Here is an 18897-nt window from a genome sequence, read left to right on the forward strand (position 1 = left end):
CGTCTTTGCCCGCGCGGGCAGCCGAGGGTCTGTACTGTTGAACGGCTGCTTCGTGCCAGCGGTCATTTTATGTCTCCTGCGCAAAGCACCGGCAGCCTATCAAATGTCCATAACGGGACGACAGGACCCTTCGAGCTTAAGCGCGATTCAAACTTGCCTGGCTGGCATTGCACGCAATCAAGTCCAACAAACCATGCGCTGATAATGTCGCAGGTATGGCACACGTAGTCAATCGGCGTGGAGCTTTCGACCCTCCATCTGACCCAGTGTTAATGCATCGCGCAGTTGGATGGCCCATTGGTCTGGCTTGGAGCAAATCGAGCTCTCCGCGACCGCTGGTTTGGCGGCTTGAGTTTAGCGATCTGCCCTTCGGCCAGGCGTTCGGCCGAGGTGGGCGATTGCCGCGTTGACGGCTGACGCTGTCAGCGAAAGGCGACCCAGACTTGTACTAGCCTGGCCATTGCATGGAGTAAGTTCCCGTCGCCAAGCCGGGATTGGCACGGCAGCGAAAAATCTTAGCCGAACAATGAATTAACGCGGATGCGGGCACAGGCCACCAGGCGTAGGGCTTGCCCGCACGGTCGCGAAACGTCCCGCGCTGCAGCACTGGTATCATTGTGCATTACAATCCGAGGCGGAAGCGATAATATGCGGCGGTTTCGGGGAGTTGATGGGAACAGGGGTCCTCCATTGTGACAGAGCAGGATCGCACTGCGGGCAAGCCATCGCGCATCAATGGTGCTGCTGCGTTGCTGCGGCCCCTGTTGAGACCGAGCTAAAGCTCCTTGCCCCTTCAGGTGCTCTGGATCAGCTTCGAACCTCGCCCGCCATTTTGCAATCCGCCCGCAACAAGGGGACAGTCCGTCGGCTGGAAACGACGTATTACGATACGAACGACCATCATTTGTTTGATGCCGGCCTGTCCCTGCGGGTTCGGCGCAGCGGCAGACATCTTACGCAAACAATCAAAAGCTTTTCGGTCAATGGTGCGTTGACACGTGCGGAATGGGAAGCGCCAGTCAAGACGTTGGCTCCTGACCTCAGTGTTGCCAACCGCCGAGATTTCCGAGGTTTTCAATCAGATTGCTGTCCACGAACTCGTGCCGACCTTGTCACCAGGGTCCGCAGGCACGCAATTGTCGTCGATGTGCCGGATGGCCGGATCGAAGTCGCCTTCGACGAGGGTGTGATAGAAGCCGGAGTCCAGCGAGAGCCGGTGCCGGAAATCGAACTTGAACTGAAACAGGGCAAGGCTGCTGCGCTTTACCAGTTCGGCCTCGGCTTGATGGATGTCTCGCAACTGAGGCTGGGAGCCCAGAGCAAATCCGATCCGGCGGCGGTGAAGGCTGGTCCGTCGAATCTTCGCGGCGACGACAGCGTCGTTGAGGAGATTGCCAAACTGTTGTCGGCCTGTCAGCAACAGATACTGTCCAATCTTTACCCCGCCGCAAGCGGCCGTGAACCCGAAGGCGTCCACCAGTTGCGTGTGGCCCTGCGGCGGCTGCACACGGCTTTCTATTGTTTGCGGCGGGAGATGGACGCGCCTTCTTTGCAGGCGCTCGATGCCGAAGCAAAGCGCTTCGCGCGAACACTGGGACCGGCACGCCTGCCAACCTCGAGAAGGCCAATCTCCCGGATATCGAGTTCTCCGCCTTGCGCAACGCCAGCGCTCCCTTGCGGGATAGAGCCTATCAGGAAGTGCGTGAAAGCATTGCCGATGGGCGAACCAACCGCTTTTTGTTGTCTCTGGGACTCGCGATCGAGCAGAGGAGCTGGCGCAACGACGGCGCCATCGGTGCGGTAACCGGCTGGCAGGGACATCTCGAGCTTGCCGGGGCCTGCCGGCTCCAGGGCAGGTGGCACAAATTCAAGCGTATGGCTGCCAAATAAACATAATTGAGCAAACGTTCCAAAAATATCAATATAATCAATAGTTTATTTTGCAGTAGGCCTTGGCTCGCGGAACGGCTGCCGACATATTCGAATTGACGCCGGGGACACGCGACGAGGTCAAACGCATGGAGAGAATGCAAGTGGCCGCTGAACCTTTACGGACGGGAGGTACAAATTCGCTTCGCCCTGCCAGCTACATCCTTACCAATCATCATGTCGTGGCCAACATGACCGAAGACGAAAGCGGCTTAAAACTGTGTGCTTTGGTGTGCAAACTTCGCGATACACTATGATCCAAGCCCTCGACCATGAGCTTGTCGATGCCAATGGACGGTAAGCCCGCAATGCCTCGCCGATGTGTACTGGCGAAGCAAAAACGTGGATGCTCGTGGCGACGGAAGCGGCTGCCTGCCCGCTTAGGGCCAATGCGATCGATCGCCATCAATCCAAATCAATCAGAATTTTTTGTCGAGCCGGGCCTACAGGCCAATGATCTACCCACATGCTTATCCTGGTGGAATAGCGTGGGGTGTGGCCATACGGCGACAGTATTGACGCTGCCGTGGTGCTATACCTTGCTCAGGTTGCTTGAGGGTTGCTGCGACTCACTTGATTGAGTGCAACCGATGGGGGATGCCATGGATTTTCGAGCTCTTCTTCTCGCCGTTGCAGGAACAGTCGTTGTCGCATCAGTGGCACGCTCAGCTGACGCTGTGGTCGTCGCTGAACCTGATTCCATGGAATATGTTCGTGTATGCGATGCCTATGGCGCCGGCTTCTTCTACATACCCGGCACCGAGACGTGCCTAAAGGTCAGCGGGTATCTGCGTTTTGACCTGGCAGGAGGTGATGACGTGTTCACCGGCGGCCCCGTCGGCGCAGACGAAAACGACACCTGGTATGCTCGCTCGCGCGCCGAACTTCGATTCGATGCTCGCTCCGAGACCGAGTTGGGCACTCTGCGATCCTTTGCAGACACCCGTGTTCAGAATACGAACGGCGATAATGCGGAGTCCCTGCATCAAGCATTCATCGAACTCGGCGGTTTCCAGATCGGCCTCAACGATGTGCTGTTCGGCTCCTGGTTGGGCTATGCCGGAAGCAGCATCATTCAGGACGACGTGATCCAGTACGGTTCCGACAGCATTTCCAGCAACCAGATCAGCTATACTTTCAAGGGCGGCAACGGATTTTCGGCCATTATCGCCGCCGAACAGGGCGAAATATTCAACGGATACGACTACATCATTGATGACTATATGCCACACGTTCTTGCGGGCGTGAAACTGCAGCAGCAGTGGGGACAAATCGGTGCGGTCGTCGGCTACGATTCGGTGCAGGAGGATGTGGGAATCAAGGCACGCCTGGATGTGAGTTTGAGCGACGCGATATCGGTTTGGGTGATGGGTGGATATCAGTCAAACTACGACGCTGACTCCTTCGTCACCAACCAGAACCGCAACTGGTACGGCCTCTGGGAAGGCGACTGGGCTGCCTGGGGCGGTTTTGCCTTCAAGGTCACCGAAAAGGCGACGATTAACGGGCAGGCCGCCTACGAAGAACAGGGCACCTTGGCTCTCGCCCTCAATGTGAACTATGAAATTGTACCTGGGCTCATCATCAGGCCCGAACTCAACTATACCAAATTCGGGGGCGCGCGGGAGGATGAGGCTGTCAGCGAGTTCGGCGATGATGACGCCATCGGGAGCATCGTCCGCGTCCAGCGCAACTTTTAGGCGCACCTGCTGCCACTCGTTTCGCGCAAAGGGGAAGGCCGATTTCCGATCGATATATGCCGTGTTGTGTAAGACCAGAACTTGGTAATGTTGTGCGAATGGTCCGAAAGGCCAATGGGATGACTGACGCGGCCGGCCGATGGGCTGCCATCATGCTTTCTCCAGGTCTTGACAGCGCCTGCCCGATCAAGAATTTTACGCCTCAATGAACGCCGCCATCAACACGTTCGCTTTGGTGCTTGCATCGATCTTTCCAGTCGTCAATCCACCTGGCTCTGCGCTCGTCTTTCTTGGATTTACAAGGGGCGCTACGCCCGAACTTCGCGCTTTCCTCGCCCGGCGCATCGCCCTGAACTCGTTCATCCTCCTGGTGTGCTCGTTTTTGCTCGGCGCGCTCATCCTGCAGTTTTACGGCATTTCCATCCCGATCCTTCGCGTTGGTGGGGGATTTATTGTCGCCGTATCGGGATGGAAGCTTCTCAATGAAGGAAGCCACAAGGAACTGGAGACGCCGGCAGACGCAGCTCCTCGCACCCGTCTGCTTGATCAGGTCTTCTATCCGCTGACTCTCCCGCTCACCACGGGCCCAGGCTCGATGGCAGTGGTGATCAGCATCGGACTTTCGGAGGCAACGATCAACAGCCCGGCTGACAGGCTCATATTCGTCGTGGCGAGCGTCGTCGCCATTGCTGTTCTGGCGCTGACCATCCTGCTTTGCTTCACTTACGCGGATCGCATTCAAAGGATCCTCGGCAAAGGCGGCACCGATATCGCAGTGAGGCTTTCGGCATTCATTCTGTTTTGCCTTGGCTTGCAAATCCTCTGGTCGGGCGGCAGCGAGCTGTTGAAATCCATTTTGGTCGCAGGTTCTGCGCCATCGGTACCAACGCCGTAACCGGCGATGGCGTCGGTCGGGGTCTAACCGGCCATGATGCCCACGATCACGGTTCCCCAAGTCGTCAGCAGGATGTGGCCGATGGGGACTGCCGGGGTGTAGCCAAGGACGGCAACCGGGCTGCCCGAGCGTTCCTGTACTGCGGCCATGGCGGCGGTCATTGTCTGCGATCCTGCCAGACCACCCAGGAGCAGTATCGGGTTCATGCCGAGCAGATAGCGTCCGACGTAGAGGCCGACGATCATGGGCATCATCGTAACCACCATACCGCCGAACAGCAGGCCGATACCCGCCTCTGCGATGGCCGACAGGAAGATGGGTCCGGCATGGAGGCCGGTCATGGCAACGAAGGCGGCGAGACCGAGTGCCGTCATCAGCGAGACGGCTCCATCCGGTATGCGGCCGAACAGCGGGAAGCGCGTGCGCAGATGCCCGACGACCAGCCCCGCCAGCAAGGTTCCCACGCTGGTGCTCAAAGAGATCCGCATGTCCCCCACTGGAATGGTGACAAGCACGCCGACAAGCCCGCCAAGGAAGATAGCGAGGCCAAGGACGAAGAAATCGGTGGCGGTCGTCGGTGCGACAATGACGCCTACCCGCTTGGCGGCGCGCGAGACGACGGCTTCCGGCCCCACCAGCCGGAGGAGATCGCCACGCTGCACCGCGACCCCCGGGGCAAGGGGAAGCTCCTGGCCCCCGCGCGTAATGGCTCGCAGATAGAGGTTGCGAGTCCAGTCCTCCTTGGCCGCGTCAGCGATACTGCGACCGTCCAGGTCCCGGCTTGTTACCAGCACCTCTGCAACTGACACCGGAATATCGAGGAGTTCGCGATCTTCTACTTCGGTGGCGCGCTGACCGAGCAACTCCACCAGGGCCTCTCTCCTGCCAGACACTGCGACGACGTCCCTCGGGCTCAATACGAGGTCCGGGGTCGCCTCGAAAATTCGCTCCCCGCGCCGCACACGCTGGATGAACAGCCGGTGCTCGGGAAATTTTGCCTCAGCAGCGGCAACAGACAGTCCTGCGCTTGGCGCGTCTTCCGCGATCCTGTAGGAGCGCAACTCGAACCTGTGCCAGGCAGACGTGACTCCCGACGCTGTCCGCTTGATGCCTAGCTCCTGCTCCAGCTTTAGTGCCTCGGCGGCCAGGTCGATACCAAGCAGTTTCGGCGCTACCAGACTGCAGAACAAAATGACGCCAACGGCACCGAACACATAGCACACGGCATCGGCCACCGCGACGTGTGCCACCAGCCGCGCGCGTTCATCCTCCAGGAGCGGCAGGGCATTGATGGCTTCTGTCGCCGTGCCCATCGCCGGACTCTCCGTGAGCGCGCCAGAAACAAGTCCCGCAGCAAAGCCGGCATCAAGCTCAAGAGCCTTGGCAATGACAATAGCAGTGAGCAGTCCTGTCACGCATACGACCACGGCGAGCAGTACCGGCTTTAACCCGTCGCGCTTCAGCGCCTGCAGGAATTGCGGTCCGACCGAATAACCAATGCCGAACAAGAACAGAAGGAAGAGAAAAGACTTTGCCATGCCGGCAATCGGAACGTGGGCGAATTGACCAATCAGAATACCGGCGAAGAGTGAGCCGGTAACGGGCCCAAGGCCAAAGCCCCTGACCTTCACGCCGCCGATCACATAGCCGATACTGATGGCAAGAAACACGGCGAGCTCCGGATATTTGACCAGGAACTGCTCCAACCAAATCATTGGCACCCCCCACCAGGACCTTCGCTTTTGAGCGCGATCAGCTCATTGTCACAGGGCGCCGTGGCGGTCCCGCTCAACGCCTTGCTCTTGCAGCGATGGCATCAGGTAGCAGCAACTTTAGGCCCTTGGCTTTCTCGTAGCCGTGAATTTCCTTCACATCCAGCTTTCGCATGAAATCGATCGTTTCCTGGGTCAGCACCTGACCCGGCACCATGATCGGGAATCCCGGTGGATAGGGTATGACGAAATTGGCCGAGACCATTTCCGGTCCCTTGCTCAGCCGGCGGTCGCATTCTGCGCCGAACAGCGGCACGTATTCGCATATCGAAGGATCGTAGGCGCCAAAAAAGGCTTCACGGATATTGCCCTCCGGCGTCGTTTTCCCCGCGTCGCGGCGAAACACATCGTGGAAGCGGCTGAAATTGGGCAGGTCGGGCACGTCGGTCATCAGCGATTTTACCCGCGCCTTGAATGCGGTCCGCTCGGCCTCTCCCCCGTCGGCCAGCCGTTTCTCGATGACATGGCAGATCTCCACCAGAACGCGGACCAGATGGGCGACATCGCTGCGCGTGTTGTTGATGTTCGATTGCAGCAGCACACTGTTGCGCGACGTCTTGTTGAGCTGGATACCGTATGCGCTCGCCAGAAGGCCCTTGAATTGCGTTCCGTCAAAACCGGCCCTGCCGCAGACCAGGGTCATGCGTGTTGGATCGAGATAGAACTCGTCTTCCCGCATCGCCTTTACGACCGTTGCCCAGGTAGCCTCTGTTGCCAGATAGTCCGTAAATCCCGATTGGCGAAATGGTGCCGGGATCATCTCATCTGCTCCAAGTACCCGAAAGTACTTCGAAATCAGCGGATGCTCGTTGATGGCCCGCCGGATCTTGAGCGCAATCTCTATGGCGTTCATGACCAGGCCATAGCCTTCGAGCTCCATTTGCCGGCGCGCCGTGTCCAGGCTTGCGATCAACTGCTGGTTGGGACTGGTCGAGGCGTGAGTGAACACCGCTTCATGGAACTGCGCCTCGACCGTGGGGAAATCGACATCCTTGACGAGCAGCATGGAACCCTGGCGGATCGCTGACATCGATTTGTGCGTGGAGTTTGTCTGATAGACGCGCAGCCGGACCTGGCGCGGATCCGGGATCAGCCGCGTTGACAGCAGTTTGTTGTCGGATGGTTTCTTGCCCAATGCTTCCTGCTGATTCTCATATGCCTTCATCGACGCCGGATCGCGCAGCCATTCCTCAATTTCCGTCGCCGCGCCCATGGCAGTTCGCGGACGCAGGAATGGCGAAAACCGGGCAAAGCCAGACCACGCCTCGTCCCAAAGGAAGATCAGGTCCGGTTTAATGGCCAGACATTCCTCCATGACCCGTCTGACGTTGTACATATGACCGTCAAAAGTGCAGTTCGTCAGGTCGAGAAGTTTAACGCGCTCCAGACGGCCCTCTGCCCGCAGCGCCAGCAGCGCGCGCTTTATGGTGTCGAGCGGAACTGCCCCATACATAGAATATTCCGTCATGGGGAAGGCTTCGACATAATATGGCTGAGCGCCGGTCAGAACCATGCCGTAATGGTGCGATTTGTGACAGTTGCGATCCACAACTGCGATGTCGCCGGGAGCCAGCAGCGCCTGCACTGCCATCTTGTTTGAGGTCGAGGTGCCGTTCGTGACAAAGAAAACATGATCGGCGCCAAAAGCACGAGCGGCCATCTCCTGTGAGCGCTTGATATTGCCCGTCGGCTCCAAAAGGCTGTCGAGGCCACCCGTGGTCGCACTGCTTTCCGCCAGGAAAAGATTGATTCCGTAAAATTCGCCCATGTCACGAATCCAGTCGGAATGAAACACGGATTTGCCGCGAGCGATGGGCAATGCGTGGAACGTGCCAATCGGCCGGCGGGCATAGTTCTTCAGATTGTCGAAGAACGGCGTTTCGTAGCGTGCCTGCACGCCCTCCAGGATGGCAAGGTGCAGTTCAAGCGGTTCCTCGACGGCATAAAAGATACGCCGCACAGCATCGGCTGCCGAGTCGCCAGCAAGCTTTTCCACCTCGCGATCGGAAAGCAGATATATGTCAAGTTCCGGCCGGATCCTCTTTAGAGTGCGTGCAAGCCGAAGCGCTGATTTGTCGGCTGTTTCCGATTCGGCAAGGGGATCGAGCACGGAGCGCAGGACCGGCACATCATAACGCGACCGGTAGGGGAAGCCTTCAGCGAGGACGACCGAAACAATGTCGGGGTTCACAATTGCCGCGCATAAGGCATCCTCGAAAGAACCAACGAAGATGGGTTCATAGATGAAAGTATCCTCCGGCCGGCGCAGGCGTCGAATTTCGCCGGCAAGCGCGGGCCAACGCGCCGCCGGCTGGCTGTTGACGAACAGCACTTCGAAATAGGGCCGGCGAGCGCCCGTCTCACCCGTGGCAGTCGGCATGACATCCGCCACTTCGCTGGGCGACATCTCGTCATGAACATCCCACTCCGCCGGACGGCCACGGTAGACACGGGTCAGCAGACCATTGGAGATGCGCCGCGCGAGTTTTGCAGCACCCCCCGCGTCGTTGCTGGCTATGCGTTCGCTCAGCGCCCCGAGCAGCCGTGCGCCCGGGTAGGCGTGATATTCCTCGCTGGCCGATAAGGCAGCGAGCGCGCCTTCCAACGCAGCCCGTTCGCCTTGCTTGGCCGCCCAGGCATCGGCTAGCGTCGTGATCTCGCGCCAGTTGTCAGCCCGAGCAGAATGGATGAGCAGAAATTGATCATTGTGTTTGGTTTCGCGGGGCACGGGGTTGTCCTCCCTTCGCGTCTGTGTTCGAGTAAATCCGAGCCGTCGTTGTCACGTCGATCTCGTCGCATCCAATGCTCTTGGTAATCCCCAGCCAACCTGGAGAGCCGGCACACTCACGCCATCAGCAGGACAAGGACCATACCCCAGACGGTCAGCAGGGTATTGCCCACCGCATAGGTCACTGTGTAGCCAAGCCCGGGAATCTGGCTCTTTGCCCGGTCATTGATCATGCCGAGTGAGGCGGTCGTCGTGCGGGCGCCCGAGCAGCATCCCAATAGGATCGCGGGGTGGAAGCGAAACACATATTTTCCCACATACATTGCCAATATCAGCGGGACTGTTGTGGCGAAAATGCCCCAAAGAAACAGGCTGAAGCCCAATTGCTGCAAGCCGGCAATGAAGCCCGGTCCTGACGAAATTCCGACCACGGCAATGAAGATGTTCAAGCCGACGGAATTCATAAACCATACTGTCGATGACGGAATTCGTCCGAATGTCGGATGGACGGACCGCAACCAGCCGAAGACAAGTCCGGAAATGAGCGCGCCCCCGGACGTGGATAGCGTCAACGGTATATCGCCGACCTTGTAGACAAATGCTCCGACCAATGCGCCGATCGCTATCGCGGCACCGATGAAGGCAACGTCAGCGATATCGCTCGGGCGATCGGCAACGCCTAGTGCCTTGGCCGCGGCGCTGGTATCCTGAGTGCGGCCGACCAATGTCAATATATCGCCGCGATGGATCTTGGTGTTGGGCAGGATGGGGATTTCCGTCGCTGTTGCACCGCGAACAATCCTGCGCAGGAACACACCGCGGGCGGACGGTAACTGCGCAAGGTCGGCAAGTGTCTTGCCGTCGGCGTGCTTGCTGGTAACCAGCACGTCCACACCTTCGACCGGCACCGCCAGAAGCTCGCGATCGTCCACCTCTTCGGCGGCTGCGCCGATCAGACTGACCAGGACTTCGCGGCGTCCGGCGACTGCCACGATGTCACCAGCCTGGATAACAGTGTCTTCGGTCGCGTCGAGGATCTTTCCGCTCCGTCTTACACGCTCGACAAAAACCCGCTGCCCCGGGATCAGCGCCTCGGCCTGCCGCGCCGTGAGGCCGACAACCCTCCCGTCTTCCTTGACGCGAAAGGCGCGCAATTCGTAATTGTGCCAAGCTGTTCCGGCACCGCCTATTTCCTTCTTGCCCCCGTGCTCTTCCTCATAGCGCTTGCATTCCGCTTCGAGGTCGATGCCCAGCAATGCCGGACCTAGCAACGCCAGTACGATAGCCGAGCCCACAGTGCCGAAAATATAGGTCACGGCATAGGCAACCGGCATGGCGTCGAGTAGCCGCTTGGTTTCCTCGGGTGCAAGGCCAAGGCGATTGATGGCGTCCGTCGCGAGGCCCATAGAAGCCGAAATGGTCTGCGAACCGGCGTAGAGGCCCGCCGCCGATCCGACATCGTAGCCAGCCACCTTGGCGGCAATGAAAGGTGCACCGAGACAGAACACGCACACGATTGCGGCAAACAATGCTTGCGGCACGCCGTCCTTGGCGATGCCCCGGACGAATTGCGGACCGACGCCGTAACCGACTGCGAACAGGAACATCAGGAAGACGGTCGCCTTGAGCGGCGGGGAAATGGTTATGCCAAGCTGGCCAATGATAACGGCGGCAATTAGGGTCGCCGTTACGGCGCCGAGACCGAGGCCCTTATACGTAAAGGAACCGAAGTAATAGCCCAAGGCTAGGGAAAGAAAGATAGCGATTTCAGGATAGGTGCGGAGTGTGTTTGCGAACCAGTCGAACATGATGCCCCCCATCAGCCAAACGGCACGCTGCCCAAGCAGCATACGCCGTTCACCCCGAATACCCAACTGTATTGACAAGCTTACACTGTTGTGTGCACGATTCCAAGCAGAAGTATTTTGGAAAAAAATGTAAATATTGCCTCTTCTATTTTACTGTTTGAATTTGACTTTATGCCGCGTTGGGACTTTCTGCATGCATTTGGGACGGATCGACTCTAGTCTTTCCGTTTGCGGATCTTTGATGTTCTTGGAACGAGGTGGCGATGCCAGTATTTCCTGGGCGCGATGAGGCTGACGCAGTCGCTGCTTGCGAGCAGGAGCCCGTCCCACACCGGAAAGAGATCCGTACCGTGTTGGCTTGGTGACAATTGTGGGAGGAATATCATGACGACGATTGACTACCGCGACTATGAGAAAATGAGCCCGTTCGAAATCAAGGACGCGTTGATCAAGTTGGCCAAGCGCAGTTCGCAGAAGTCGACCCAGGTCCTGCTCAATGCGGGGCGCGGCAATCCAAACTGGATCGCGACCAAGCCGCGCGAAGGTTTCTTCCTGTTCGGCCAGTACGCTCTGTCCGAATCGCGCCGTACGATGGATAATCCTACGGCCGGTGTTGCCGGGATGCCGCAACAAAAAGACATCGCCGAGCGTCTCAAAACCTGGCTGGAGAAGCACGCAGAAATGGAAGGGGCAGATTTTCTGTCGCGAATGGTCGACCATGCGGTCAGGGGGTTCGGTTTTGATGCGGACGCGTTCGTGTTCGAACTTACCGATTCCATTATCGGCGATAATTACCCTGTTCCCGACCGCATGCTGGTGCATGCCGAACAGGTGGCGCACCGTTATCTGATGTGGGCGATGTGCGGAGACAAGGTTCCGCCAGGCAAATTCGACCTTTATGCGGTGGAAGGCGGCACTGCCGCCATGTGCTATATCTTCAAGTCGCTGATTGCTAACCGTATCCTGAAGAAAGGCGACACCATTGCCCTCGGAACACCAATATTCACGCCTTATATCGAGATTGCCGAACTTGAGGACTATGCATTCAAGGCGGTGCACATAAAGGCGAAGCAGGAGAACCGATTCCAATATTCCGACGAGGAGATCAAGAAGCTTGAGGATCCGAAGATCAAGGCCTTCTTCGTGGTGAACCCGGGCAATCCGACATCGATGGCGATCGACGCCCCGACAATGAAGAAGATCGTGGACCTTGTGAAGAAAAAGCGGCCGGATCTGCTGCTGCTCACTGACGATGTCTATGGCACCTTCGTGCCAGGCTTCCGCTCGCTGATGGCAGAACTGCCGGAAAACACCATCGGGGTCTATTCCTATTCGAAATACTTCGGTTGCACCGGCTGGCGACTGGGCGTCATCGCCATTCATGAGAAGAACATTCTCGACAGCATGATTTCCCAACTGCCCGCCAGGGATCTCGAAGCGCTCGACAAGCGCTATATTTCGATCACGCTTGAGCCGCGCAAGCTCAAGATGATCGACCGCATCGTCGCCGATAGCCGTGACGTCGCGCTCAACCACACCGCGGGTCTGTCATTGCCGCAACAGGTGATGATGACCATGTTCTCCATCAGCGAGTTGATGGACACCGAAAAGCTTTACCAGAAGGCTTGCATGGATATCTGTCACAGCCGCGTGGACAGCCTGCTCGAAGGGTTGCCACTTGATGTCCAGCCGAACCCCAACTTCGCGTACTACTACGGCACGATCGATTTCGAGTTCTGGCTGCGCCGATATGTCGGCGAAGATATGGTAAAGTGGCTGAAAAAGAACGTCCATCCGCTCGATCTCGTTTTCAAACTCGCCGAAGACCATGCAATCGTGCTCCTCAACGGTGGTGGATTCGATGCGCCGAACTGGAGCGTGCGCGTTTCCTTCGCCAACTTGACCGACGATGTCTACGACGATATCGGCAGGGCGGTTCGCGCTGTCGGCCGCAGTTATGTCGATGCATTCAACGCTTCGACGAAGAAGGGAAAATAGGCCGAAAAGCTGCCAGAATGGCTGACGCCTACGGTCGAACATGCGCGTGGGTAGCTCCAACAGACCGTGTGCAAGCCGAGGTCACGGCCGTTGGCGTTCGCCAGCGCGGTCTCGTCGCGTTGAGGAGGTCTTCGCAATTGTTGATGGAAATTTGACGCTCTTGGTTTGCTTAAGCGCAGTGAGACGAAACTTGAGGGTTCCGGTCGCTTCTTCCAATCTGGTTGCGTGAAGTTCTCTTGCCGATGACAGCTTCCAATCGGGTGGATACATCGTCAGCGCGCGTCGCATGATCTAGGCGCACATCTTGGAGCGATGCCGTTTCACCTTGCAGCTGTGGGGTTAGCTGGCTTGCGCCGAGAAGGCCCTGACCGCGTCCTCCAGATCATCGAAAATCATGTCGGCACCGACTCTGGCCACCACGCCTGAACGCTTCAATATTTCAAGCGGCTCGCTGTGCAACTCTACAATTCCAAACTTTAGCCCACGCTCCTGTGCGAGCAGGCGCATGTCGTCGAGCATGACGGCTGCCGTGGTGTCCATCTGGGCGGCCGCTCCGGCATCAAATATAAACCATTTGGTGTCCGGTGAGAGTTTTGCGATAACGTCTTCGATACGGCCTCTGACATAGTCGACATTGAAGAACAGCAAGCTGCCTTGGGGAAGGTAGATCGCCAGCCCCGGAATAGGCTGCGCTTGTGCGTACCGGTGGAGCTTGTAGAATCCTTCCCGCCCGGGAATACGACCGAGCATTGCGTCGCGTGGCCTTAACCCTTTCATGAGGAGATAAAGCAATGTGGCGCCCACTGCGATCACGACGCCCTTCAGGACGCCGAGGCCAATGACGCCCACGATGCTGATCAGCGCAAATGAGAACTCGACCCGGCTGATCCGCCACAATTCCCGCAGGGTATGCAGGTCGATCAGACTGACAGCAGCCGAGGCGAGTACGGCGCCGAGTGCCGGTGTCGGGAGGATAGCCAACACATCGGTAAGGAACACAACCGTGAATGCCAGGGCAGCTGCAGAAACAATGCCAGCCAGCTGCGTTTTTCCGCCCATCAAATCATTGATTGCAGTACGGGAATCCGATGCGGTCACAGCGAAACCGCCGAACAATCCGGAGGCGACGTTTGCTGCTCCAAAGCCCAAGAGTTCGCGATTGGCATCAACGGGATATCCATTTTTCGCGCCGAAGCTTCGGGCGGTCACAATACCAGAGCCGAAACTTACAATCAGCACAGCCACCGCACCGAGAACGAGATCGCCGATAGGGATGCCCTGGGGGATCAGCATTACCGGAGATGGCAGTTGCGAGGGGACCTCACCAACGACAGATATTCCTAATCCCGGAAAGTCAAACAAAAAGGACAGAGCGGCGGCCAGTCCCATGGCCACCAGTGGTCCGGGAACAGCTGGAAGCCATGCCCCTAAAAACCGAAGCAGGATGAACAGCCCGGTGCCGAGTGCCAGGGAGGGCCAGTGAATCAGTTCGACTTTCGCCGCGAGTTCGACAATGGGCCTCAACAGACCGTCGCTGTCGATCTTGACGCCGGTGAAGCGGCCCAATTGGCCGACAAGGATCGACAACGAAATACCCGTCATGAACCCGGTCAAGATCGGACGTGACAGGAAGTTGGCGATGAAGCCAAGCCGAAGGATGTTGGCGAGAAAGCAAAGCAGGCCGACCATAGCCGCAATCGCAGCGGATGCTACGATTCGCTCATCGGTCGATGACAGGCCGAATGACAAGAGAACGGCGGCCAAAACCGTTACCGTGCCCGCGTCCGGCCCCACAATGAGCTGCCGCGACGAGCCTAACAGGGCATAGCCAAGGAGCGACATGATGCTGGCATAGAGACCGACCTCAGGGGGCAATCCGGCCAGGGCAGGGTAGGCAATTGCACTTGGTAATCCGACTGCAGCAATGGCTAATCCGGACGTGACATCGTAGCGGAGCCATTCGGGCCGATATTCTCTTAAGCTGGATATCAGGGGCAGCGTTGGCATGGGTCGAGTATCCATCTTCCAGGTAGCGCTATCACGCGAGAGAAGACCATGCTCAGTCCACGGGGCAATTGCAGTTGCCACCTTCAGCGCCCGTCGAAATCATGACTTTAACACCCGCCCGAGCCCGAAAACAGCCTTGTTCGGGGCATTTCAATAATGTTGGCGGGCCGCATATTCTTTCAATGACGCAGCAATCTTGTACAGCCGACAAATCAAAATCCATGCTTGCGCAGGCTTAATGACGACGGATTTCGCCCCAGCCCACAAAAAGACCAACATCGCCGGGCATTCCATTTGGCCATTCTACGATCATCGCTGACATGCGATAACCGTCCGGCTTCATACGCTCGCGCCACAATTCGAATAATTGCCTTGGGACACCCGTTAGAGTTTCGGGCCAATCGGGCTCATTGTTGTTGATCGCACGACCCGTGTCGGTGCAAAGCTCGACGGGGAACTGAAGGACCATCAGTTCGTTTTTTCCATCCTCGGCGGCTTGCCTTACCTGGGTTCTGAAGTTGACCCGCATGTCCTCGGTAATCGTTAAGGGTCTTGACAGTTTGTCCAGCAGTTTTTTTCGCGCATCCTCTGCGACCTTCATGCTGCCGTACGCCTTGGACGCACGCGCCATGTCAATTTTGTCCGCGTATGCACGCAGTTCCTCGGCCGACATGAACAGATTGGCCTTCGAATCCGCCGCACTTGATCCGCTTTGCTTCATCACGACTCCTCCCGATACTTCCCAGTACTCAGTGTCAAAGGCCCATTGCGGTCACCCCAGCCCCGATGTCAGGCCTGAATACTATCTTGGATCATAGGACTTTCCCTCTTGAGTATGATAGCATGTTTGGGCTTGTTGGCCAACGTTTGGTATACCGCGCGAGGGGCAGATGAAACTTGATGTGGACTTTGACAAGAAGCGTGAAATTGAAGTTGGATCGAGTGGCAAAGTAAAGTTCAGATTCCGCGATATTGCGGTGGAACCCGGAAAATCTGTGTCGCTCAAAAAGGACTTTGCCCCGGATTTCACCGGCGGCTATGACGACAAGGCCGGGGCCCTTGAACAGGTGGCGGCAAACGTTCAGTCCCTTGCTGCCATGCAGGAGCTCCTTTATGCGCAGGACACCTACGCTCTGCTCATGATCTTTCAAGCCATGGACGCGGCCGGAAAGGACGGGGCGATACGCCACGTCATGTCAGGCGTCAACCCGCAGGGCTGCCATGTCACAAGCTTCAAGTCGCCGTCGGCCGAAGACCTGGATCACGGTTACCTTTGGCGGGCTTCCAAGGCGCTGCCGGGGCGTGGCATGATCGGCATCTTCAATCGATCCTATTACGAGGAAGTTCTGGTCGTGAGGGTTCACCCGGAATTTCTCGCAAAGCAAAAGCTTCCGCCGCTCGATGGAGGGGGAGACATCTGGCGGCGACGGTTCAAAGAAATAAACAACTTCGAAAAATATCTGCGCCAGAACGGCACGATCATTCTGAAATTCTTTCTCAATCTTTCCAAGGACGAGCAAAAGCGCCGCTTCCTTTCTCGGATCGACGAGCCGAAAAAACATTGGAAGTTTTCGGCTGCGGACTGTGAGGAGCGAAAATATTGGGATGACTACCAAAAAGCGTTCGAGGAGATGCTTGAGCATACCAGTACGGAATGGGCTCCGTGGTTCGTCATTCCCGCCGACAACAAATGGTTTGCGCGGCTTGCTATCTCGCAAGTGGCATCGGCCGCCCTCGACAGGCTTGATTTGAGTATGCCCAAGAGCAGCGAGAAACGCATAGAGGAGCTGAAGGAAATACGTCGTCAACTTCTCGCTGAACTAGCCTGATCGTGCGTGATTGTTGGTGATCGATGCCGGAAATCCTTGGGGGACCTAGGCTTTGAAGTTGCGCCTTTTATTGTTCTTTTTGCTCTTGTCCTCGCCCGCCGGTGCCATGACCGCGGCAGAGCTCTTGGACGCAGAAAAGCGGTTTGCGACGGGGTACATATTCGGAGCTGTTGAATATCAGACTGGTGTAGCATTTAATGACGATTTTGCCGCACGTCGTCAGGAAATCCGCCAGTGCTTGCTCAGCGGCCAATTCACGTCCGACGCCCTCTATGTTACGGTAACGGCCTTTATTCGAAATCACCCGGGAACACGTCAAAACAGTGCGGTCAGAGCGATAGTACAGGCAGTAAACGAAATTTGCCCGCAAGGCGGGAAATAAGGCGAACGGCGTCCTCCATCCAATGCAGAAAGAACCAGAAAAAACATCCATTCGAAACTAAATCGGCTTCGATTTCTTCAAGTCCAGGAAGGTGGTGCGGATGAAAACTCCGGTGCTTTCAGCGACCAGTTCACTAGCCGCAGTCCTGTTGCTGTCGTGCTTCGGCAATCTCGCGCTTGCCGAAGAGCCGACATTCGCCAAACTTCAAGGGATGTGCCGGAATGAAGCAGATCCGTTGCAATATGGATACTGCATCGGTTTTGTCGAGGCGATCGCCTTGCGGATTGCTCACGAGAACAAGAACTGCACATTCCTCCAGGACTTCATCGACAGCACAAATGGAAATCTTGCGTTTCCCGATTTGATCGGCGATCTCGATCCTAAAGAATATTCCAAAGACGCGTTCGGGGCGGTGGAGAAATTCTTCTACAGCAAAGGGTGCTCCTAGGGGCGCTCCTGAGCGGGCTTGCTGGCGCTGTTGATTGGCGATTTTTGCCCTGCCATGGGTATCGATATGAACTGCCGATTTAAACGTTTCGCCAGCCGCATGCGGCCGAAAAAGCACAGAGGCCCGGCAGTGCGACTGCGGCGGCGGCCGTGCTACGCCGCATGCAACCGGCCGCGTGGGGTCTGCCAAGACGTGTCGTGAATGAACGCATGGGAATCCTATCAGTGACATCTGTTTGCATCGAATCTGCATCTGAATTAGAGGCGAAGAAAATGGTTCAACCGCGTCAGGATATTACTCGGGTGACGCTCGCGGTGCTTTTCATAGGCGGCTTGCTTGTTAGCAGTGCCTGGGTGTTGCTTCCATTCCTGCCTGCCATTGTCTGGGCTTTGACTTTGGTTATTGCCACCTGGCCGTTGATGATTTGGGTGGAACGTCATGTCGGCAATCGCCGCGGCACGGCCGTCCTGGTAATGACGCTTATTCTCTTGTTGGTGCTCATTGTACCGTTCTGGCTTGCCATCAATATGATCATCGACAACGTGGATAATATCAAAGGCTTCATACGAAGCGCCTTCGCGCTGAAACTCCCACCGGCTCCCGAATGGTTGGCTCGTGTCCCAATTGTCGGGGCACGCGCGAGCGACGTCTGGGGTAGACTGACCGCTGCCGGAATTCCCGAATTGGCACCGAAGCTTGATCCCTATGCCGGCGAAGTGGCTCAATGGTTCGTATCCGCAGCAGGTAGTCTGGGCGGCATGTTCTTACACTTCCTGCTAACGACCGCGATAGCCGCGGTGATGTACGCTCGGGGCGAACAAGGAGCTGCCACAGCTATCCGGTTCGGCCGCCGTTTGGCTGGCGATCGCGGCGAAATGGCAATACGCCTGGCAGGACAAGCCATTCGCGGCGTGGCGCTCGGCGTCGTGGTTACCGCCGTTGCGCAGAGCGCTTTGGGCGGCATCGGGCTGCTCGTTGTCGGTATGCCCTTTGCTGCGGTATTGACAGCTTTGATATTTATCTTGTGCTTGATGCAGATTGGCCCCGCACTGGTGTTAGTCCCGGCCGTTTTTTGGATGTACTATTCTGGTGATACGATATGGGCAACGGTTCTTCTGGCGTTCACCCTTGTCGCCGCAACGATGGACGGCTTTCTACGCCCTTTTTTGATTCGCAAGGGTGCGGACTTGCCGTTACTGCTTATTTTTGCCGGGGTCATAGGCGGGTTGGTGGCATTCGGGATCCTGGGGATCTTCGTTGGACCAACACTCCTGGCGACCGCCTACACCCTGTTGCAAGCATGGATGGCGGAGGCCGACGAGGAACAGTCCGCGCCCGCGGACGACTAATGAATGGCAATCCCTAGACCCATTGATGCGCACCCTGGTGCGTTGAATATTG

13 protein-coding genes are annotated in these 18897 nt (G+C 57.3%); 8 read left to right on the forward strand and 5 right to left on the reverse strand.

The genetic code is table 11. From position 1 onward, the window contains the following. Positions 1–670: 670 nt before the first annotated feature. The 3 genes from CU103_RS32870 (at position 671) to CU103_RS22410 (ending at position 4524) form a co-directional block, all read left to right on the forward strand. Positions 671–1804 (forward strand): CYTH and CHAD domain-containing protein, encoded by a 1134-nt coding sequence (locus tag CU103_RS32870; protein ID WP_106666247.1) that lies wholly within the window; start codon positions 671–673, stop codon positions 1802–1804. A 727-nt stretch (positions 1805–2531) separates the two neighbouring features. Next, positions 2532–3629, forward strand: coding sequence for a porin (locus CU103_RS22405; RefSeq protein WP_106666340.1), 1098 nt, complete (start codon positions 2532–2534; stop codon positions 3627–3629). Between the two features lie 205 nt (positions 3630–3834). Further along, a complete protein-coding gene (locus CU103_RS22410) occupies positions 3835–4524 on the forward strand; it encodes a MarC family protein (protein ID WP_106666248.1) in 690 nt (229 codons plus the stop codon). Positions 4525–4547: 23 nt separating this feature from the next. On the opposite strand, the gene aspT (CU103_RS22415) is transcribed toward CU103_RS22410, so the two are convergent. From aspT (CU103_RS22415) to aspT (CU103_RS22425), 3 genes are all read right to left on the reverse strand, one after another. Beyond that, positions 4548–6239, reverse strand: coding sequence for an aspartate-alanine antiporter (aspT, locus tag CU103_RS22415; protein WP_106666249.1), 1692 nt, complete (start codon positions 6237–6239; stop codon positions 4548–4550). Positions 6240–6312: 73 nt separating this feature from the next. Then, a complete protein-coding gene (locus CU103_RS22420) occupies positions 6313–9024 on the reverse strand; it encodes an aminotransferase class I/II-fold pyridoxal phosphate-dependent enzyme (RefSeq protein ID WP_106666250.1) in 2712 nt (903 codons plus the stop codon). A gap of 116 nt (positions 9025–9140) precedes the next feature. Then, a complete protein-coding gene (gene aspT / locus CU103_RS22425; RefSeq protein ID WP_170117110.1) occupies positions 9141–10832 on the reverse strand; it encodes an aspartate-alanine antiporter in 1692 nt (563 codons plus the stop codon). Positions 10833–11216: 384 nt separating this feature from the next. Between aspT (CU103_RS22425) and CU103_RS22430 the strand changes: the two genes are divergently transcribed. Further along, positions 11217–12830: a bifunctional aspartate transaminase/aspartate 4-decarboxylase gene (locus CU103_RS22430; RefSeq protein WP_106666251.1), complete on the forward strand. Its 1614-nt coding sequence runs from the start codon at positions 11217–11219 to the stop codon at positions 12828–12830. A gap of 339 nt (positions 12831–13169) precedes the next feature. Here CU103_RS22430 and CU103_RS22435 read toward each other — a convergent pair whose 3' ends face one another. Further along, complete coding sequence (locus CU103_RS22435) at positions 13170–14837, reverse strand: SulP family inorganic anion transporter (RefSeq protein ID WP_170117104.1); 1668 nt, start codon at positions 14835–14837, stop codon at positions 13170–13172. A gap of 235 nt (positions 14838–15072) precedes the next feature. Next, positions 15073–15510: a hypothetical protein gene (locus CU103_RS22440; protein WP_106666342.1), complete on the reverse strand. Its 438-nt coding sequence runs from the start codon at positions 15508–15510 to the stop codon at positions 15073–15075. Positions 15511–15727: 217 nt separating this feature from the next. On the opposite strand from CU103_RS22440, the gene CU103_RS22445 reads away from it, so the two are divergent. From CU103_RS22445 to ydiK, 4 genes are all read left to right on the forward strand, one after another. Next, complete coding sequence (locus CU103_RS22445) at positions 15728–16666, forward strand: polyphosphate kinase 2 family protein (RefSeq protein ID WP_106666253.1); 939 nt, start codon at positions 15728–15730, stop codon at positions 16664–16666. Between the two features lie 52 nt (positions 16667–16718). After that, positions 16719–17048 (forward strand): hypothetical protein, encoded by a 330-nt coding sequence (locus tag CU103_RS22450; RefSeq protein WP_106666254.1) that lies wholly within the window; start codon positions 16719–16721, stop codon positions 17046–17048. 100 nt (positions 17049–17148) lie between these two features. After that, the gene (locus CU103_RS22455; protein ID WP_106666255.1) at positions 17149–17496 is read left to right on the forward strand and encodes a hypothetical protein; all 348 of its coding nucleotides are present in this window, start codon (positions 17149–17151) and stop codon (positions 17494–17496) included. 272 nt (positions 17497–17768) lie between these two features. Continuing rightward, positions 17769–18845 carry an AI-2E family transporter YdiK gene (gene ydiK, locus CU103_RS22460; RefSeq protein ID WP_106666256.1) on the forward strand — a complete coding sequence of 359 codons (1077 nt, stop codon included), beginning with the start codon at positions 17769–17771 and terminating at the stop codon, positions 18843–18845. Positions 18846–18897 lie beyond the last annotated feature (52 nt).

This window comes from Phyllobacterium sophorae, assembly GCF_003010965.1.
GTDB lineage: Bacteria > Pseudomonadota > Alphaproteobacteria > Rhizobiales > Rhizobiaceae > Phyllobacterium > Phyllobacterium sophorae.